We start from the raw sequence: 19,189 nt of genomic DNA on the forward strand, positions 1-19,189 counted from the left end.
ACCCGGACCGGCGCGTGGATTCGAACCGCTATACCGGTGCGGGGTGAGATGCGCGTAACCCGTGCCGCGGCGGGCCGCGCAGGCTGATGACGGGCCGACGAAGAAGTTGTCGAACGATCGCCCGTTCGGCGTCCGGCACCGGAACTGTCGGGCGAGAAGGCACACCGACGACGCCGACCAGCGCGATGACAAGCCGACACACGCTGCTGATCGCCCGCCCGAGCCCGACTTCGGCACCGCGGATCGCCAACGCGCCCAAAGGGATCGCCACCAGGTGCGCGATCACCATCGCCACGGTGACGCCGTGATGGGAGTGGCCGGGGCCGAGGGAAAGCGCCGTGTGGCCGACGTATTGCCCCACCGCCAGAACCGCCATGGTCGACACTGCGTGGGCGCCGCGCGGGAACGTGCCCGCGACGACACCGACGAGGGCGCAAGCAGCGAACAACAGGACAAGCGAAGAGCTCGCGGGCACCCCGCTCGCACCACCGAGTCCGTGCGCGAGAACCGCGACCGCCCCGGACGCCGCACCCACACTCACACCCCGGATGCCCGCGGTCTGATCGGTGGGGGAGCGCACCCTGCCATCCTACGACGACGTGTAGTGGTTCTTGTGGCGAGGGCAGGTGAGCAGCTCTGACGCCAGTCGCCATTTACCGTGCGTAATGGTCTGCGCCACTGGGTGCGATCGAGACCGATCACGCTGAGTGTCGACACTCAGCGTGATCGTTGTTGCCGGGAGCGTCAGCGTGGCGGGGCGGTGCGGACGCATCGCGAGCGCGCGCTATCGGCGGCGATTTCGGTGGCGAAGCGCCGCCGATAGCACGGTCGACCTGTCGGGTGAGGCGGTCGGCGCTATTCAGCCGAACGCAGCAGCAGTTCTTGTGCGTGCGACAGCATCCGGTCCAGCGTCTCCGCGTCCGGGCGGAGTCCGGCGATGATTTCGTCGAGCTCACGCAGTCCCGCCCGATGCAGGAGTCGCTTCTCGTTGGTGACCCACTCGCCGCGTGCGGCCAGCACGGCGTGCGCGGCCTGCATGCCCGCGGTGGCGAGTGCACCCGCGACTTCGGTGACCTGGCCGCGTGCGGCGTAGGCGCTGCGGGCGTACCGCAATGTCAGTTCGGCCTTTTCGCGCCAGATCGGTGGGGCGGTGTCGCGCAAGGCCTGTGGGAACTGCGGTCGCTGGAGCTGTCCGCGCAGAACCTGGTTGAGGGCCAGTTCTGCGACCAGCAGATAGCTGGGGATCCCGGCCAGGTGGAACATCAGCGGCTCCCAATGGAACCGGCCCTGGCGTGCCTCGGCGAGTTGGTGTTCGACGACATCGAGATCGCGATAATGGATATCGGCGGCTCGGCCGTCGATGGTGAGCCACGCGCCGCCGTTGAACACCCCGCCACCCCACGCACCGATCTCGGAGACCGTCCCGGGCCAACCGACCTCACGTAGGTCATCGGGAGAGAAGGGCCCCCGGTAGTAGACGGCGAAATCCCAGTCGCTGTCCGGGGTGTGGGTGCCGGTGGCGCGGGAACCGCCGAGTGTGACGGCGTGCACGGTGCGCAGGGCAGCCAGGCGTGCGGCGACCAGATCGCAGAATTGTTTGTCGGTCATGAAATCTCCATGGCGGATGGTCGACGAAACAGCACCGGAGCACGAGGCTCGAACGATGCCGTAGGTAATCGGATGTGATCGGAGTCGTCATCACGCCATGGCTCGACTATAAATCACCAACCACCGGTCGCCACCGCACGAATGTCCTGATCGGCTCACCGCCGACCCGTACACATATCAGGCGCGGTCGTACGCGAGGTAGCTGCGCTGGGTGGCGATATGCCCGGCGACGTATCGGGCGTCGTGCCACACCCCCCAGATGAAAGAGGATCCGCGACGGGACAGCCAGGGCAAGCCGACGAAGTAGAGGCCGGGCTCGGCGGCGACTCCGCGGCGGTGCTCGGGCCGTCCGTTCTCGTCGAACGCGTCGACCTTCAGCCAGCTGTAGTCGGTGGCGAAGCCGGTGGCCCACACGATCGACGTGATGCCGGCGGCGGCGAGGTCGAGCTCCAGGATGGGATCGGTGACCGAGGCCGGGTCGGGGCCGAGGACGCGTGCCTCGGGCTCCTCAGGGAGGTCGGCGTTGTTGCGTTCGGCCCAGGCATCGGCCTGGTCGAGGAGCTCGAGGTAGTTGGCATCGCCTGCGGCGATGTTGTCGGCGAGGTCCCGCGCGAAGCGCAACACGCCGTCGTCGTACGACTCCGCCCTGCCGACGAGATGGATTCCCTGCGTGGCGAGTTCGCGGAAGTCGACCGTGTGCCCGCCGCGAGCGCCGCTGACCGCGATGGTCACGTGCTCGGCGCCCGCAGCGGGCGTCTCCATGTCCCAGAGGCCGAGGACCCCGAGCCACCAGCAGAAGTCGCGGCCCCGGTAGCTGCGTGGGGGCCGGTCGTGTGGGCCGACCGAGAGGTATACCTGGCGCCCGGAGCGCTGGAGTTCGTCGGCGATCTGCACACCGGACGACCCGGCGCCGACGACCAGCACGGCGCCCTCGGAGAACTGGGCGGGGTTGCGGTAGCCGCTGGAGTGGATCTGCACCGGAACGGCTCCCTCGGGCACGATGGGCGGGATGATCGGGCGCTGGAACGGTCCGGTCGCGGCGACAACGAACTGTGCGTCGATGACGCCCTCGGAGGTCTCGACCCGGAATCCGCGCTTGCCGACGTGCCGCCGCACCGAGGTCACCTCCACGCCGCATCTGATCGGCGCCGCGATCTTCTCGGCGTAGGCCTCGAAGTACTTCGCCACCTGGTCCTTGGACGCGAACGCCGAGGGGCTGACGTCGTCGAACTCGAGGCCGGGAAAGCGGTCGTGCCAGGCCGGTCCGTTCGCGACGAGTGAGTCCCACCGCTCGGTGCGCCACCTCTCCGCGATCCGGTGTCGCTCCAGCACCAGGTGCGGAACGCCACTGTCGCTGAGGTGCTCACTCATCGCGACGCCGGCCTGCCCGGCACCGACGACGAGGACCTCGATCTGCTCGCTCGCCACTCCAAACCTCCACACTCTCGACGGCTACCAGTTCGGGTGTGCCGTGCTTGTCCGCAATCCTCAGCTCTGGACTTACCGGTGTCCAACAGATGTTGTTGTCGCTCTAGTTCTGTTTTGTAGATGCAAGGACGACCGGCCTAGCTATCGGATCAGCTGATGCAGATGCTCATAAACATCTGTTGGACATATCGCTTCGGGTGCAGTGGACTGGGGCCAGTCACCTGTCCAGGAGTGAGGAATCACGTGAGCATCGTCGCCGGCGGCCACACCCGCATCCGTCCGTTCAACACCCGGGAGACCTATCCCGAGCAGAACCTCGACAACGACCTGTGCCAGGCGGTGGTCGCGGGCAATACCGTCTACGTCCGCGGCCAGATCGGCCAGGACCTCGACACCAGCGCCTCGGTCGGCATCGGGGACGTCGAGGCCCAGACCGAGCGGGCGATGGCCAATATCGACATGCTGCTCACCGAATCCGGCGCCCGCATGGAGCACCTGGTCAAACTGACGATCTACATCGTCGACCCGCGGTATCGCGAGACCGTCTACCGCACCATCGGGCGCTGGACCAAAGGCGTGCATCCGATCTCGACAGGGCTGGTTGTCTCGGCGCTCGCCCGGCCGGAGTGGCTGGTCGAGGTCGACGCGATCGCCGTGATCCCGGGAGCCGAACAGTGACCTTCTCCCTGCTCGCCATCGACGGCAACGGCGCCATCGGCATGGCGGTAACCTCGTCCAGCCCTGCGGTGGCCGCGCGCTGCATCCACCTGCGGGCCGGTGTCGGCGGCGCCGCCTCCCAGAACGTCACCGACCCCCGTTTGGGCACAGCCCTGTTGGATGCGCTCGATACGGGCCTGGACGCGCCCGGCGCGATGGCACGTGTCGTGGCGGATCGCGACCACATCGACTTCCGCCAGCTCACCGTTCTCGGTCTCGACGGCGCAGGCGCCGCCTTCTCCGGAGCCGGTGCGCTCGGCATCCACGCCGATCGAGTCGGCCCGGGTGTGGTCGCGGCGGGTAACCTGCTCGCCCGACCGGAGGTCGTCGACGCGGTCGTCGACGGTTTCGCCGCCGCGACCGGTGAGCTCGAGCAGCGTCTGGTCGCCGCGCTGGTCGCCGGTCAGGCGGCGGGCGGCGAGGTCGACCCTGTCCGCTCGGCCGGACTGGCCGTCGTCCGCGAAGTGCCGTGGCAGGTCACCGACCTCCGGGTGGACTGGAGCGACGAGCCGATCGAGGACCTGGGTCGCCTGCTCGACGTGTGGCTTCCTCAGCGCGACGACTACGTGACGCGCGGGCTGAACCCGACGGCGGCGCCGTCCTTCGGCGTCGGCGGAGACGAGTAGACCGATGATCCAGGACTTCAGCACGGCGTCCAGGTCCGACGGTGCGGCCCGTCGCAGCGTCGCGGGCACCGTGGACGCGGACGCCGACCGTCTGATCGCACTCTCCGAACTGCTGCACGCGAACCCCGAAACCGCCTGGGAGGAACACCGCTCCTCGCGCTGGGTGGCCGAGGCGCTCGCCGAGGCGGGCTTCACGGTGACCACGAACTACCTGGGACTGGAGACCGCCTTCCTCGCCAGCTGCGGCAGCGGCCCGTTCCGGCTCGGCCTGTGCGCGGAGTACGACGCGCTGCCCGGACTCGGACACGCGTGCGGCCACAATCTGATCGCGGCGATCACTGTCGGCGCGGCACGCGCGCTGGCGCCGCTCGCCGATGCGGCGGGCCTCACCATCGAGGTCTACGGGACCCCGGCAGAGGAGGGCGGCGGCGGCAAGATCGAATTGCTGGAGCGCGGCGCCTTCGCGGGGCTGGACCTGGCCATGATGGCCCACCCGGCGCCCGTCGACGTCGCCGAGGCGCAACCGTTCGCGGTCTCGCACTCCCACGTCTCCTACCGGGGCAAGGCGGCGCACGCCGCGGCCTACCCCGAGCAGGGTGTCAACGCGGCGGACGCGTTCACGATCGCCCAGGTCGCGGTCGGACTGCTCCGTCAGCAGTTGCCGCCGACAGTCCGCGTGCACGGCGTGATGACCAATGGCGGCGAAGCACCCAACGCCATCCCCGCGCACACCGAGGGGCGCTGGTACGTCCGTGCGGAGAGCCTGGCACAGCTCGCCGAGACCGAGGAACGGGTATGGCGCTGCTTCGAGGCGGGGGCCATCGCCACCGGCGCCACTCTCGACATCGCCGCCGAGAGCAAGCCGTACGCCGAGTTCCGCACCTACCAGGCGGGGCTCGACGCCTACGTCCGCAACGCGCAACGGCTCGGACGCGTCTTCGACACGGCCTCGCCTGCCCGCCGAATGAACAGGGCCTCCACCGACATGGGCAACGTTTCCCAGGTGGTGCCCGCAATCCATCCCTACATCGGCATCAATTCCCTTCCCGCCCTGAACCATCAACCCGAGTTCGCTGCCGCCTGCGTCGGCGGTGACGCCGAGAAGGCAATTCTCGACGCCGCGACGGCCCTGGCCTGGACGGCGCTCGACATCGCCGAGGACACCGTCACGCCATGAGCACCGCCCCCTTCCGCACCGAGCACGATTCGCTCGGCCCGCACGACGTGCCCGCCACCGCCTACTGGGGTGTTCACACCGCCCGCGCACTGACGAACTTCGCGATCAGCGGCACACCGGTCGGCGCGCACCGCGAGCTCGTCGCCGCCCTCGGGGCGGTCAAACTCGCTGCCGCCCGCGCCAACCACGAGCTCGGCCTGCTCGACGATCGGCGATTCGACGCCATCGCGGCCGCCGCGGACGAGGTACGCATCGGGGCCATGGACGGACAGTTCGTGGTCGATGTGATCCAGGGCGGGGCCGGTACTTCGACCAATATGAACGCCAACGAGGTCATCGCCAACCGCGCGCTGGAGATCCTCGGACTCGCACGCGGTAGCTATCACGAGATCCATCCACTCGACCACGTCAATCGCTGCCAGTCGACCAACGACGTCTACCCGACCGCGGTGCGACTCGCGCTGCTGACCATGATCGAGCGGCTGAGCGAGTCCATCACCGCCCTGGCCGATGCGTTCGCGGCCAAGGCGACAGAATTCCGCACGGTGTCGAAGATCGGACGCACCCAGCTGCAGGACGCCGTCCCCATGACAGTGGGCCAGGAACTCGGGGCATACGCCGTAACTCTTCGCGAGGAACTCGCCCGGCTGGCCGACTCGCGCACACTGCTGTGCGAGATCAATCTCGGAGCCACCGCGATCGGCACCGGCATCACTGCGCACCCGGACTACGCGCGTCGAGCCGTCGCGCATCTGGCCGAGATCGTCGGCCGGCCGGTCACCGGGGCCGGTGACCTGGTCGAGGCCACCAGCGATACCGGCGCGTTCGTCCAGGTCTCCGGCGTCCTCAAACGGATCGTGGTCAAGGCCTCGAAGATCTGCAACGACCTGCGTCTGCTCGCGTCGGGGCCACAGGCCGGTCTCGGCGAACTCCAACTGCCCGCGCGCCAGGCCGGATCGAGCATCATGCCCGGCAAGGTCAACCCGGTGATTCCGGAGATGGTCAATCAGGTCGCCTTCTGGGTGATCGGGAACGACCTGACGGTGACGATGGCCGCGGAGGGCGGTCAGTTGCAGCTCAATGCCTTCGAGCCCGTCATCTGCCACGGGCTGCTCCAGGGATTCGCGTGGACGGCCGCGGCCTTCGACTCATTGCGTGAGCACTGCGTCGACGGCATCCGCGTCGACGCTGTCAAGCTCGCCGCGGCCGCGGCAGGCAATGCCGGTCTGGCCACGGCGCTGACGCCGTTGCTGGGTTACGCGCGCTCCGCCGAGATCGCCAAGGACGCGCTGAGCGGGGTCGCGGATGTACGCACGCTCGCGCTCGCCATCCATGGCGTCGAGGCCGAGGCCCTCGACGCACTGCTGCGCCCCGAGCACCTGGCCAATCTCCTTCCCGAGTCGGCCGACGACAACGCCCGGATCGCCTCGCAGAGCAGTCCGCCGCACTGACCGGACCGTGGAACGCGCTCGCCTACCATCACTACTGATCGGGCCCATCCGGCCCTCGACTCCTGGTAGCGGAATGGACAAGGACGCCCGCGTGACGAACTACGGTTTCACCCTCGTGCAGTTGCGCTATTTCGCCGCCGCCGCCGAGCTGGGCAGTATGACGGCAGCCTCCCGGAAGTTGATGGTCTCCCAGTCCGCTGTCTCGACCGCCGTCGCCCAGCTCGAGAAGGAGCTCGGCGTGCAACTGCTGCTGCGCCAACACGCGCGAGGGCTCACGCTCACCGCGGCCGGCGAGGAGTTCTACCGGGAGCTGCGCAATTATCTTGTGCACACCGCGGAGCTGGCCGAGGTCGCACGTACCGCGGGCCGGGCGCTGATCGGAGATCTCACCATCGGTTGCTTCTCGACGCTCGCCCCTTTCGCGTTGCCGCAAATGCTGGCGGCCTGCGAGCAGGAGCATCCCGGTATTCGCGTGTCGGTGGTGGAGGACGAGCACGCTGTACTGAAGCAGGCCCTGCGCAGTGGCCGGTGTGAGTTGGCGTTGATGTACGGCTACGACCTCGAGGAGGACATCGACCATGTCCGCGTCGGTGTCGCGTCGCCGTATGCCCTGGTCGCGAAGGGGCATCCGCTCGGGCGTCGCAAGCGGATCAGGTTGCGCGATCTCGCCGATGAGCCGATGGTGCTGCTGGACCTGCCGCACAGCGGCCGGTATTTCGAGCGCCTCGTGGAATCGGCTGGTTTCCAGCCGGTGATCCGACATCGCACGTCGGGGTTCGAGACCGTCCGGGCGCTGGTCGCCAACGGCCAGGGGTGGTCGGTGCTCAACCAGCGCCCGGCGAGCAATACGACCTACGACGGATCCGAGGTGGTCGCGCTCGAGATCACCGATCACGTGGAGCCCCTAGACGTCGTCCTGGCATCGATGGCGGGCACGCGCCGTACGGCGCGTGCCCAAGCCTTCATCCGATCCTCGATCCACGCAGCAAGGAGCCGAGCGGACCACTGAACCTCAGTGTGTACCGGCCGGTGGGGTGAGGGGCGCCTGCGACTTCTCCGCGGCATCTGCCGCTTCGGTGTTCGAGAAGCGAACCAGGAGCAGGTACACCACAGCGGTCACCGCGAACCCGACGAGCCACGCGAGGTCGAGGTTGTGCAGCGGTGCCGCGAGCGGGCCGGTGAACAGCGGTGTCACCATGAAGGGCAGCTGCGCCGCCAGGCCAACCGCGTAGCTGATCAGCCCGACTCGATTCCATCGGCCGTACTGCCCGCCGTCGCGCATGTAGAGGTCCGCGACGGCGTAGTGGCCCTTGCGGACGATGAAGTAGTCCGCCAGGTTGATGGCCGACCACGGGATCAGGACGTAGAGCAGCAGCGACAGGAAGCTCTCGAACGTGGTCATGAAGTCGCCCTGGCCCAGTAGTGCGACCAGGGTGGCGGTCGCACCGCACACCAGGGTTGTCAGCACGCGGGTACCGGCCGTCACGGTGACCTTGAACATCGACTGCAGCACGGTCAGCGCGTTCATGACCGCGGAGTACAGCTCGACGCTGTTGATGAGAGCCGAGGTGACCGCGAAAACGATGAGCGCGACGACCCCGATCCAGCCGAGATGGTCGGAGAGCGCGGCGAGGGGGCTGGCGACATTCGCCGCACCGAGCAATACGCCCAGGGTCATGACGAATACGGAGCTCCCGACGAGTCCGAGATAGGTGCTCCAGAACGCCGATCTGGGCCCGGTCTGCTTCGGCAGGTAGCGCGTGTAGTCCGAGACGTACGGCGCGTAGGCGAGCTGCCAGACGATACCGATGGCCAGCATTCCGAACAGGCCCTCGAAGCTGAAGGCAGCCTCCGCGCGCTCTGCGGTGACTTCGGGCTTCATCCAGAGCAACGCCATCGTCACCGCGACCGTCACGCCGATCAGGACGGACATGTACACCATCGTTTTGCTCAGCAGGTCATAACCGAACACACACAGCACGACGCCGATGACCGCGAAGACGACGATGACCAAAGAGCCGTTCAGCTCCGGAAACACCACGGCGAGAGCATCTTTGGCGACGATCAGGATGCTGGCGAAGAAGCCGAGGAACATGATGAGCGCGATGACCGCGAAGAGGCTGCCGCCCTGGAACCCGAACTGGGCGCGGGCTTGCAGCATCTGGGGAATACCGAGGTGCGGTCCCTGCGACGCGTGGAGCGCGGCGCCGACGGCCCCGATCACATTGCCGACCAGGATGGCGAGGATGCTCCAGCCGATGGTGAGGCCGTAACCGCTGCTCGCGACCGCGCCGGTGACCACGGCCAACGGCATCATGTTCAGCCCCACCCAGATGGCGAACAGTGACCACGGGGTCCCGGTGCGTTTGTTCTCCGGGATGGGCAGGATGTGCTCCTGCTCGAACTTCGCGAATGTCGTGGTGGCGACCTGTGGTTCGTGGGTCATGATCACTCTCTCTCGGCGCATCACCGCGCGGCTCCGAAGTGGTGCGGATCACGCCATCTTCCCGACGAATCGGCCATCTGTACACTTCACAAAACTGAACTTCGGCATCTGCAAAACAGATGAAGCCCCCGCCTCGAGCCATTCGTTCCGTGAGAACGTCGCGCCGTTGGTGGGTAGCAAGGCGCCGCACGAAACCTCGGCCGTCGGTGATTCCTTGCCGTTCAGGGCAAAGTCAGGAACCGACGACGCTTGTCTCCCCTGGAGCCACGGGGGTGATCCGGACGCCCGTCGCCGAGTGTGCGTAGCTGGCCAGCTGCTGCTCCGCGCGCGCCAAGGTCATCGACGAATTGTGCGCCAGCAAGTGCAGTCCGAGGGCATCCTCGAGGGCCACGAAGTTACGCGCGATCACGTCGGACCCGTCGGTCAGGTCGAACTCGCCGAGCGCCCGACCGACCTCGAGGACCGAGGCGTAGAGCGAGACCTCACGGTCGAAGAGCAGCGTCATCAAGGTGGCGTGGATCGGACTGCGGCTCGCGCTCACCGAGATCTCGTCCAGCACCTGACTGAGCAGCAGGTCCTTCCCGCGAGGAAGACCCGAGTACATCAGGCGTGCGAGCTTGACGGTCGGGCTGTGGTCGCCTTCGATGTCGCGTTGCCGCGACCAGTAGTAGCGGTCGGTGGCCGCCCGGTGCGCGGCCTCGATCAACTCGTCGAGCTCCGGGTAGTAGTACGCGATGAGACGGGCCGAGACGCCGGCCTCCTCGGCGATGTTCTTCATCGTCGCGCCGGCCAGGCCATGGCCGGCGATGGTCGTGAGAGTCGCCGCGATCAGATGCTCGCGGCGACCGGCCTGGTCCTTGAGTCGCGCCATGGGAGTCACCGTAGCGCTCCCGTCACAGTGCCGGACACCGAGATTGACAGCGGGTGTGTTCCACGGCATATTTGCGGTCCAGCGCAAAGAAAGGTTCGCTCGTGAGAACTCACCAGGACTGGATCGAGCTGGCCGCCGCGGCCACGCTCCACACCCGATCGTTCATCGGTGGCCGCTTCGTGGAGACCGGCGAGGCAGCATTCGAAAACCGCAACCCCGCGACGGGCGCGCTTCTCAGCGAGGTGGCCGACGCCGGACAGGAGGGGGTCGACGCCGCTGTTCGCGCCGCCCGCTCCACCTACGAGACAGGGGTGTGGAGCCGCGCCGGTGTGGCCTTCCGCCGTGAGCGGCTGCTGCGCTTCGCCGATCTGCTGGCCGAGCACTCGGCCGAACTCGCGGTCCTCGACTCGCTCGACATGGGCAAGCGGGTCGTCGATGCCCACGATCTCGATCTGCCCTTCTCGGTGAACCTGTTCCGCTACTACGCGGAGGCCATCGACAAGATCAACGACGAGGTCGCGCCGACGCCACCGGGGACCCTCGGCCTCGTCCGGCGGGTGCCGCTGGGCGTGGTCGGCGCGGTCATCCCCTGGAACTACCCGGTCGACATGCTGGCATGGAAGGCCGCGCCCGCGATGGCGGCGGGCAACTGTGTGGTCCTCAAACCGGCCGAGCAGTCACCGTCCTCGGCGCTGCGGATAGCCGAACTCGCGGTCGAGGCCGGAATCCCCGAAGGCGTGCTCAATGTGGTCCCCGGCCTCGGCGAGACCACCGGGCGGGCATTGGGTCTACACCCGGACGTCGACGTGCTCGCGTTCACCGGCTCCACCCAGGTGGGACGGTTGTTCCTGCAGTACGCGGGCCAGTCGAACCTCAAGCAGGTGTGGCTCGAATGCGGGGGCAAGAGCCCGCACCTGGTCTTCGCCGACGCCGAGGACCTCGCCACCACCGCCGCGCAGACCGCGCTCGGCATCTGGTTCAACCAGGGCGCGGTGTGCTCGGCCCACTCACGCGTGCTCGTCGAACGCTCCGTGCACGAGGACTTCGTCTCCTTGGTCGCGGCCGAGGCGGCGGCGTACGCGCCGGGGGATCCGCTCGACCCGGCCGCCGGTATGGGCGCGATCGTCTCCACCGAACAGGCCGATCAGGTGATGGCGTTCGTCGACGGGGCCCGCGCCTCGGGCGCGCGCCTGGTGACCGGAGGCGAGCGTCTCACCCGAGGCGACAGCGACTGCTACGTGCAGCCCACGGTGTTCGACGACGTCGACCCGGCTTCCGCGCTGGCTCGCGAGGAGGTGTTCGGCCCGGTGCTCGCCGTGACGCCCTTCGACAGCGAGGAGCACGCCGTCGCGCTGGCCAACGACTCGGCCTACGGGCTGGCGGCCTCGGTCGCCACGAGCAACCTCTCCCGCGCGCATCGCCTGACCGACCAGATCCACGCAGGCACGGTCACCGTCAACGGAGTGGACGCCTTCAGCGCGTGGACCCCGTTCGGCGGCTTCAAGGGATCCGGCTTCGGCCGCGACCTGTCACTGCATGCGCTCGACAAGTACGTCGGTCTGAAGACCGTGTGGATCAACCACTGAGCCGCGCCGGCACCACTCACCCAGCCTGACCTAGGAGATCTCCCATGACCGAGCAGCCGCCCGCCGTGGCCGCCCCGTACGACATCCTGTTCGAGCCCGTCAAGATCGGGCCGTTCACCACCAAGAACCGCTTCTACCAGGTGCCCCACTGCAACGGCATGGGCTATCGCGACCCCAGTGCCCAGGCCGCGATGCGCAAGATCAAGGCCGAGGGCGGCTGGTCGGTGGTGTGTACCGAGCAGGTGGAGATCCACGCGACCTCCGACATCGCCCCCTTCATCGAGCTGCGGATCTGGGACGATCAGGATCTCCCCGCGCTGAAGCGGATCGCCGACGCGATTCACGAGGGCGGCGGCCTGGCGGGTATCGAGCTGGCGCACAACGGTATGAACGCGCCCAACCAGCTCAGCCGCGAAACCCCGCTCGGCCCCGGTCATCTGCCGGTGGCCCCCGACACGATCGCGCCGGTCCAGGCGCGGGCGATGACCAAGCCGGACATCGCCGACCTGCGACGCTGGCACCGCAACGCGGTCCGCCGTTCGATCGAGGCCGGCTACGACATCGTCTACGTGTACGGCGCTCACGGCTACAGCGGCGTCCACCACTTCCTGTCCCGGCGCTACAACCAGCGCACCGACGAGTACGGCGGCTCGCTGCTCAATCGGATGCGCCTGCTGCGTGAGCTGCTCGAGGACACCCTCGAGGAGTGCGCGGGCCGGGCAGCCGTCGCGTGCCGGATCACCGTGGAGGAGGAGATCGCCGGCGGCATCACGCGTGAGGATATCGAGGGCGTACTGCGGGAGCTCGGGGAGCTTCCCGACCTGTGGGACTTCGCGATGGGCAGCTGGGAGGGCGACTCGGTCACGTCCCGGTTCGGTCCGGAGGGCAGGCAGGAGGAGTTCGTCGCCGGTCTCAAGAAACTGACAACCAAGCCGGTTGTCGGCGTCGGGCGCTTCACGTCACCGGACGCGATGGTGCGCCAGATCAAGGCAGGCATCCTCGACTTGATCGGCGCGGCCCGCCCGTCGATCGCCGATCCCTTCCTGCCCAACAAGATCCGTGACGGCCGGTTGAACTTGATCCGCGAGTGCATCGGCTGCAATATCTGCGTCTCCGGAGACCTCACCATGTCACCGATTCGCTGCACCCAGAACCCGAGCATGGGGGAGGAGTGGCGGCGTGGCTGGCACCCGGAGCGGATCCGGGCGAAGGGCAGCGACTCCCAGGTCCTGGTGGTCGGTGCCGGGCCTTCCGGTCTGGAAGCGGCCCGTGCGCTCGGGGTGCGCGGGTACGACGTCGCCCTCATCGAGGCACGTCGAGAGCTCGGCGGTCGGGTGCGCCAGGAGTCGCGACTGCCTGGCCTGTCGGCGTGGGGGCGCGTCCAGGAGTACCGCGAGGCCGCGATCGCCGAACTGCCGAACGTCGAGGTCTTCCGCGAGAGCCCGATGACGGCCGCCGACATCATCGAGTTCGGCTTCCAGCACGTGCTGGTGGCCACCGGTGCGACGTGGCGCACGGACGGTGTCGCCCGCTTCCACACCACACCGCTGCCGATCGCCGAGGGTGCGCAAGTGCTCGGGCCGGACGACCTGTTCGCGGGTCGACTCCCCGAAGGCAAGACGGTCCTCGTGTACGACGACGACCACTACTACCTCGGTGGAGTCGTCGCGGAACTGCTCGCCCAGCAGGGTTACGACGTCTCGATCGTCACCACCCAGTCGCAGGTTTCCGCCTGGACGAACAACACCTTCGAGGTCAACCGCATCCAGCGCCGTCTCATCGAGAACGGAGTCACCCGGCTCACCGACCACGCCGTGACCCGCGTCGGTGTCGGAGGGGTCGAGGTGACGGACGTGTACGCCGGCGCAGTCCGCGAAATCGAGTGCGACGCCGTGGTGATGGTGACCGCCCGCTTGCCACGCGAGGAGCTCTACCTCGAACTCGAGGGGCTCCGCGCGCAGGGCGAGCTGCGGTCGGTGCGCGGCATCGGCGACGCCTGGGCGCCCGCCACGATCGCCGCGGCCGTCTGGTCGGGCCGCCGCGCCGCCGAGGAATTCGACGCCGAGCTACCGTCCAACGACGAGGTGCCCTTCCGTCGTGAGGTGACCCAACTCGCCTGAGGTGTCGGTCGACCGGCGCTGTCCACAGGGCGGTCGACCCCACCCCGCGCGCGTTCGAGGAACCGGATCCACCGTCGTCGATCAATCTGCGCCGCCGGGGCGAATCAGTGCGATGGCGTTCTGCGTCGGCTATGCCTGCGCGGCGCTGGCCCCGCTCCTGGTGGGCGCGCTGCGAGATGCCACGGGCGACTTCACCGTCGGCTTCGGAGTGCTGGGCGGCCTCGGCCTGCTGATGCTCTGGCCCATCGCACGGCTGCGTAGTACCACCGGGCCGAATTCGGTTCGCCCTCTGTGTTATTGGCGCGCAGCGGCTGTCTACCTACCTGTCCGCTGGTTGTCACGACGCCGGACATTATTGATCGAGTCTCGAGTCGTTGCCGTTCCCGAGTGACAGCACCACGGGCGGGTGTGAAGTATCAGGAAGGCGTGCCGATACTGATCCCCGCCTCGGCGGCGATTCGATCGGGCGAGACGTATGTGATCCCTGGTTTGGAGTTGTCCGCCGCCCGAAAAGGAGTGGAGCCGACCCACGACAGCGCGTTGGATGACTACCTGCGGAGACCGCAGCGCGGCCCGCGAACACCGATGACCGAGGAGTACATGATGCCGAAAGCCACACTGCGAGGCGTGACTCTGGACTGCGCTGATCCCCGGGCTCTTGCCCGGTTTTACCAAGAGCTGACGGGCATGCAACTCGGCTACGACGCCGACGAATTCGTCGCTCTGACCGATGGTTCGGGTTGTGACCTGGGCTTCCAGCGGGTCACCGGATACCGGGCCCCCTCGTGGCCCGGTCAGGACGTGCCGCAGCAGTTACACCTGGACTTCAGGGTCGAGGACCTCGACGCGGCGGAGAAGTTTGCGTTGGGTCTCGGCGCGGTCAGGGTGGACCACCAGCCGGGCGTCGACCGGTGGCGGGTGCTGCTGGATCCGGCCGGTCACCCGTTCTGTCTGGTCGTCGGCTGATAGAGGACTGGAACTATTGCGGGTCGGGATCTACGTGGACGTGGAGGAATCCTTGGTCGAGAAGTCTGGAGCGGTCCGCTTGGCCGCCTGATCGCACCCATTGACTGGACACGGCATCCAGTACAGCGGTCGCGGCGTTGACCAGTAGAACTGCGGCGTACGCGTCCATGACAATCCGAACCACCTTTCCGTCCGGCAGCGACGATTGCGCGGCCTGGCTGACCGTGCCGGACTCGGCGGGCCCACATCCGGTCGGGGTGCTCGTCCACGGCGGCGGAGCCACCCACGCGATGATGCTCGCCCAGTACGAACAGGCATTCGCGCACGCGGGATCGGCCGTGCTGGCCTTCGACTTCCGCCACCTCGGCGAATCCGGTGAGGAGCCGAGGCAACTGGTCGATCAACGCCGTTACGCCCAGGACGTCGATTCGGCACTGGCGTTCGTCCGCTCCCGCCCCGAACTCGATGCGGACCGAATCGCACTGTGAGGCAACTCCTTCGGCGCCAGCCACGTGCTGGCCGCCGCACGCCACCAGAACCTGCGTGCCGCGGTCGTCCAGTGCCCGGTCTTCAGCGGACGCGCTGTCGTTTCCCGTGCGGGCCTACGCCATCTGCTGCGGCTCACCTTTTCTGTCGTCTCCGACCTGATACGCGCCACCTTGCGGCTCCCGAGGCATTATGTGCCGTTGGTCGGCCGTCCGGGCGAACTGGCCTTCGTCAACCAGCCAGGCGCACTGGAGGGCTGGTGATCGGTGATGCCCGCCGGATACGACTTCGACAACCGCATCACCGCGGCCTCCGGGCTGGACATGCTGTTCTACAACGCCGCCTCAGACGCGCACCGGGTGCAATGCCCTTTGCTGGTCTTCGCTTGCGACCGGGAGAATCTGATCGATTCGGCGATCGCCGGAAGAGTCGCGGCCGCTGCGCCCCGCGCCACCCTCAACCACTACGACGCCGACCACTTCACCGTCTACCACCCGCCGGTGGTGGAGAAGATCCTCGCCGATCAGATCGACTTTCTCACCACCCACCTGCTGTGACGCCGAGCCGGCGCGGGACTGCAGGTTATCGGGCGGGATATTCACCGGGAACGGAGCTGCCGGTCGGCTGATCGGGGCGATGTCGGCGACCCTGACCAGATTCGTTGCGGCGGTGGTGAAGTCGCGATCGAACCGCTAGGCCACGAAGACAAATCCGTGCGGAAGCCTGCTCAGGAATCGGTGCGCTTGATCAACCGTCGGGGATCGAAATCCATCACGCTCCATACCCGCTCGACGACGGGATGGGCGTTGACCAGCCGTATCGACCGGTGTGCACGCTGGGACGGATCCATGCCCGCCAGTACCGCCGAGGCGCGCACACTCAGGAACGCCAGACCGCTGACGTCGAGGTCGGCGCCCTCGCTCGGTAAGACCTCGAGCGCGCCGATCAGGGCGGGAATGCCGAATTGATCGATCTCCCCGTCAAGGATGCGGTGGCCGTCTCGCCAGTACATTCCGAACGTCGTGGGGACCCGGGAGGGGCCGTGGCGCAATGGGTGTACGGCCATGACCGCGCCCAGATCCTGCCCGGTCGCGGTGAGGTCGTAGGCACACATCGCGGCTACCGGGTTACCGCCGGCCATGAACGCGTCCGCGACGTGTTCCCACCGGACGTGACCGGGACGGCGTGCGGGATCGAGGTTCAGGGCGGTGATGTCGGTGAAGACGCGAATGCCCGCGAAACCCGCGTCGAGGGCCGATGCGACTTCGCCGCGGAAATGAGCAAGCTGGGCTTCGGCGTCGATGGGCGCGGACAAGTCGTAGACCTCCCCGAGGGAGGTGTGGGTCAGCTCGTAGCCGGCATCGGCCGCGGCGAAAGCGGCTCGCAAGCGGTCACCGGCATCGTCGTCGTCGGTGACCGCGAGCAGCCGCTGCCCGAGCGCGGCACCCTCGAGCAGCCATTCCACGGCGGCGCGGTCGCGTTCAGCACGGGTGGTATACGCCACACAGGCATGATCGTGGCGGCCGCCGCTTCGCTTATCGATCAGTGCACCAGCCGCCCTGGCCACCGAGGAACCGCGCGCGGGTGCGGAGAGATCGATCGACATATCTCAGATTCCTTCCCTCGGGTCAGGAGAGGGGATTTCGCACCACACGTTCTTGGCGTGCCCTGCCGGGTCCGGTTCGATGCCCCATCGGTTGCCCAGTGCCGCGATCAGGATCAAGCCACGTCCACCGACCGCACTTCCACGGTCGGTACCCATCACCGGTCGGCGCGGGCTGAGGTCCTCGGCCTCGATCCTCACCGTCCCCTCGGTCTGGGACAGACGGATCCGGAACGCGGTGTGCGCGTGGGCAACCGCGTTGGCGGCGAGTTCGGAAACGACCAGGGCGGCATCGTCGATGACCGCGGGGCCGTGCTGCCATTCCCCCAGCCTGCCGGTGACGAATCGGCGCGCGGCGCTGACGGCGCTGGGTACCGGCAGATAGGTTCGAGAATCGCTGTCCGGGTCGGCGCTCGGCCCGAGCTCGGGCTGGGCGGCGGTGTAACTGTCGGGAGCGACGATCTCCGAATGATGGGCGCACACTTGCTGCAGGCGCATCAGATCGTCGGCGCCGGCGAGTAGGTCACGCGGATAGGCACAGTAGAGCAGGAACCGATGGCTCTGAGCCAACTCGTTCCACATCGCTTCGAGCTCGATCGCAGCGGCCGGATCGCCGTCGGCCCACAGCAGCGCCACCATCTCACCGAACGCGCGCACGGAACGCCCACCCGCACTCGCAGCGGCGATGACCTCGCCGATCACTTCGGCGAAACGAGCCTGATCGAGTGCGCCGTCGATGGTGAAGCTCGCCAAGGTCTGCGCGGCATCCAGGGCTCGATAGCGCCCGGCCGCGGCCAAGGCAGCCAAGTCCAAGCCGTGCTCGCTCAACCGCGTCGCGATGGCTTCCCGATGGGCGGGTGTGGCGATCACCACGGCCGCACCGTCGGTGTCCAACCCCTGCCCGAGGAAGTCGCTGACGTTGCGGGCCAGTTCCTCCAGCCCGTCATAAATGCTCACGACGTGGTCGTGCGGTGGAGCCACTCCAGCCTGGACACTCATAAGGACGAGGCTACGGTATCCGGCCGGTCACCGGGACCGCGATTCCGAGCGGAGTGGAACTGCGTGGGCCCGGCGAGGCTGCTCTACTGCGCGCGCCCGTGCAGGAACCAGAAGCGGCGCGTGGGAACGACTGGCCGGGCGTGGTCGGCTTCACAGCCAAACATGTAGGACAAACGGTGGCTCGGTGGCTGCGCCAACAACCACCGAGCCCAGCAGTGAAACTTCGGATCTTGTCGATCGACGCTGCGACCGGCCATCGCTTCAGAACTGAACCAGTTGATGATTCCGTGCCCCTCCGCGCATCGTCTCGAGCAGAACAAGCATCGTGCCGCTTCGCGCGCGTCGGCGACGCCCACCGACGGGATCGTCAGCACTCGCTGCCTGATCCGATCTTCCAGGTGCGGCCGAGTCGGCAGGTAGGTCGTCACGTTCGGCTGCATCTGCGGGCAGAGCCGGTTGTCCGCGATCGAGAAGTAGAAGTCGGTGTAGTCCTCGATCGTTTTCGTGTTGTGCGCGACGAGTTCGGCGAGCAACCCGGGAAACAGCGTTTCCAATGCCCGCGATCCGCTCGGCAGTAAAACGTGCACGTGTTTGCCTTGCGGTACGCCCCGACGCGCGCCGGCTGTTGCGTCGAGCCGATCTCGTTCGACGACGGTGACCCGATCGTAGGCGTCGGACAGCACCCGTGCGGCGAGCAGACCCGCCACGCTCGCACCGAGTACCACCGCATGTTCACCCTTGCGAACCATCGCGCTCCTCCTGAAGTTTCGGCGATGGTGGCGAGTGTGCGATGCGGAATTGCTCAGTTACCAGTTCACTTCACTGCTCATTGCGGTGCGATGGGGACTGTGGGGGTCGGTACGCCGCGCGCACCGTGTTTCCGGCCGCGTCAGATCGTGTGCTTGACGGAGCGCTTGGGCTCGGACCGGTAGCGGCTCGACGGACCATCGATGCCGAGCAGCTTCCAGACCTTCTTGGCGATCGGGTTCATCAGACCGATCTCCTCGGCGAGGGCGCGCACGTCGACGTAGTAGTCGGCGAAGGTCTGTTTGGCCTCCTTGGAGCCGTAGAACAGTTCCTTGCGGACCGCCGTGGGCATCTCGAA

Annotated in this window: 19 protein-coding genes and 1 pseudogene; 11 read left to right on the forward strand and 9 right to left on the reverse strand. The window is 67.6% G+C overall.

All coding sequences use genetic code 11. The annotated features are described in order from the left end of the window. Positions 1 to 28 precede the first annotated feature (28 nt). The 3 genes from ACWEVR_RS18120 to ACWEVR_RS18130 all read right to left on the reverse strand — a co-directional run bounded on the left by ACWEVR_RS18120 (position 29) and on the right by ACWEVR_RS18130 (position 3,036). Positions 29 to 580 (reverse strand): hypothetical protein, encoded by a 552-nt coding sequence (locus ACWEVR_RS18120; protein ID WP_452467868.1) that lies wholly within the window; start codon positions 578 to 580, stop codon positions 29 to 31. 275 nt (positions 581 to 855) lie between these two features. Beyond that, positions 856 to 1,608 (reverse strand): nucleotidyltransferase domain-containing protein, encoded by a 753-nt coding sequence (locus tag ACWEVR_RS18125; RefSeq protein WP_452467869.1) that lies wholly within the window; start codon positions 1,606 to 1,608, stop codon positions 856 to 858. 177 nt (positions 1,609 to 1,785) lie between these two features. Continuing rightward, positions 1,786 to 3,036 carry a flavin-containing monooxygenase gene (locus ACWEVR_RS18130; protein ID WP_452467870.1) on the reverse strand — a complete coding sequence of 417 codons (1,251 nt, stop codon included), beginning with the start codon at positions 3,034 to 3,036 and terminating at the stop codon, positions 1,786 to 1,788. Positions 3,037 to 3,279: 243 nt separating this feature from the next. Here ACWEVR_RS18130 and ACWEVR_RS18135 point away from each other — a divergent pair, with 243 nt between their 5' ends. The 5 genes from ACWEVR_RS18135 to ACWEVR_RS18155 all read left to right on the forward strand — a co-directional run bounded on the left by ACWEVR_RS18135 (position 3,280) and on the right by ACWEVR_RS18155 (position 8,016). Next, entirely contained in the window at positions 3,280 to 3,714 is a 435-nt protein-coding gene (locus tag ACWEVR_RS18135; protein ID WP_245655293.1) for a RidA family protein, read from the forward strand. Then, complete coding sequence (locus ACWEVR_RS18140; protein ID WP_452467871.1) at positions 3,711 to 4,379, forward strand: DUF1028 domain-containing protein; 669 nt, start codon at positions 3,711 to 3,713, stop codon at positions 4,377 to 4,379. The genes ACWEVR_RS18135 and ACWEVR_RS18140 overlap by 4 nt, the downstream gene beginning before the upstream one ends. Positions 4,380 to 4,383: 4 nt before the next feature. After that, the gene (locus ACWEVR_RS18145) at positions 4,384 to 5,556 is read left to right on the forward strand and encodes a M20 family metallopeptidase (RefSeq protein ID WP_452467872.1); all 1,173 of its coding nucleotides are present in this window, start codon (positions 4,384 to 4,386) and stop codon (positions 5,554 to 5,556) included. Beyond that, on the forward strand, positions 5,553 to 7,007 hold the full coding sequence (locus tag ACWEVR_RS18150; RefSeq protein WP_452467873.1) for an aspartate ammonia-lyase: 1,455 nt from the start codon (positions 5,553 to 5,555) through the stop codon (positions 7,005 to 7,007). Before ACWEVR_RS18145 ends, ACWEVR_RS18150 begins: the two co-directional genes overlap by 4 nt. Positions 7,008 to 7,098: 91 nt before the next feature. After that, positions 7,099 to 8,016 (forward strand): LysR family transcriptional regulator, encoded by a 918-nt coding sequence (locus tag ACWEVR_RS18155; protein ID WP_452467874.1) that lies wholly within the window; start codon positions 7,099 to 7,101, stop codon positions 8,014 to 8,016. A gap of 3 nt (positions 8,017 to 8,019) precedes the next feature. Here the strand turns inward: ACWEVR_RS18155 and ACWEVR_RS18160 are convergent, their stop codons facing one another. Further along, a complete protein-coding gene (locus ACWEVR_RS18160) occupies positions 8,020 to 9,453 on the reverse strand; it encodes a purine-cytosine permease family protein (protein ID WP_452467875.1) in 1,434 nt (477 codons plus the stop codon). Positions 9,454 to 9,685: 232 nt separating this feature from the next. After that, entirely contained in the window at positions 9,686 to 10,324 is a 639-nt protein-coding gene (locus tag ACWEVR_RS18165; protein WP_452467876.1) for a TetR/AcrR family transcriptional regulator, read from the reverse strand. Between the two features lie 101 nt (positions 10,325 to 10,425). Here ACWEVR_RS18165 and ACWEVR_RS18170 point away from each other — a divergent pair, with 101 nt between their 5' ends. The 6 genes from ACWEVR_RS18170 to ACWEVR_RS18195 all read left to right on the forward strand — a co-directional run bounded on the left by ACWEVR_RS18170 (position 10,426) and on the right by ACWEVR_RS18195 (position 16,039). Further along, the gene (locus ACWEVR_RS18170; RefSeq protein ID WP_452467877.1) at positions 10,426 to 11,910 is read left to right on the forward strand and encodes an aldehyde dehydrogenase family protein; all 1,485 of its coding nucleotides are present in this window, start codon (positions 10,426 to 10,428) and stop codon (positions 11,908 to 11,910) included. A gap of 44 nt (positions 11,911 to 11,954) precedes the next feature. After that, positions 11,955 to 14,030: an oxidoreductase gene (locus tag ACWEVR_RS18175; RefSeq protein ID WP_452467878.1), complete on the forward strand. Its 2,076-nt coding sequence runs from the start codon at positions 11,955 to 11,957 to the stop codon at positions 14,028 to 14,030. A 585-nt stretch (positions 14,031 to 14,615) separates the two neighbouring features. Further along, positions 14,616 to 14,996 (forward strand): VOC family protein, encoded by a 381-nt coding sequence (locus ACWEVR_RS18180; RefSeq protein WP_452467879.1) that lies wholly within the window; start codon positions 14,616 to 14,618, stop codon positions 14,994 to 14,996. 167 nt (positions 14,997 to 15,163) lie between these two features. Then, complete coding sequence (locus tag ACWEVR_RS18185) at positions 15,164 to 15,484, forward strand: alpha/beta hydrolase (RefSeq protein WP_452467880.1); 321 nt, start codon at positions 15,164 to 15,166, stop codon at positions 15,482 to 15,484. A gap of 24 nt (positions 15,485 to 15,508) precedes the next feature. Next, a complete protein-coding gene (locus ACWEVR_RS18190; protein WP_452467881.1) occupies positions 15,509 to 15,745 on the forward strand; it encodes a hypothetical protein in 237 nt (78 codons plus the stop codon). A 6-nt stretch (positions 15,746 to 15,751) separates the two neighbouring features. After that, positions 15,752 to 16,039, forward strand: coding sequence for a hypothetical protein (locus ACWEVR_RS18195; RefSeq protein ID WP_452467882.1), 288 nt, complete (start codon positions 15,752 to 15,754; stop codon positions 16,037 to 16,039). 170 nt (positions 16,040 to 16,209) lie between these two features. Here ACWEVR_RS18195 and ACWEVR_RS18200 read toward each other — a convergent pair whose 3' ends face one another. The 4 genes and pseudogenes from ACWEVR_RS18200 to ACWEVR_RS18215 all read right to left on the reverse strand — a co-directional run. Continuing rightward, a complete protein-coding gene (locus ACWEVR_RS18200; RefSeq protein ID WP_452467883.1) occupies positions 16,210 to 17,088 on the reverse strand; it encodes an MEDS domain-containing protein in 879 nt (292 codons plus the stop codon). Between the two features lie 3 nt (positions 17,089 to 17,091). Then, positions 17,092 to 18,084 carry an MEDS domain-containing protein gene (locus ACWEVR_RS18205; RefSeq protein ID WP_452467884.1) on the reverse strand — a complete coding sequence of 331 codons (993 nt, stop codon included), beginning with the start codon at positions 18,082 to 18,084 and terminating at the stop codon, positions 17,092 to 17,094. Between the two features lie 83 nt (positions 18,085 to 18,167). Next, positions 18,168 to 18,791, reverse strand: a complete 624-nt coding sequence (locus tag ACWEVR_RS18210) for a hypothetical protein (RefSeq protein WP_452467885.1) — start codon at positions 18,789 to 18,791, stop codon at positions 18,168 to 18,170. Positions 18,792 to 18,973: 182 nt separating this feature from the next. Continuing rightward, positions 18,974 to 19,189, reverse strand: a pseudogene (locus tag ACWEVR_RS18215) (diiron oxygenase); the annotation flags it as partial.

This window comes from Nocardia sp. NPDC003979 (assembly GCF_053605015.1).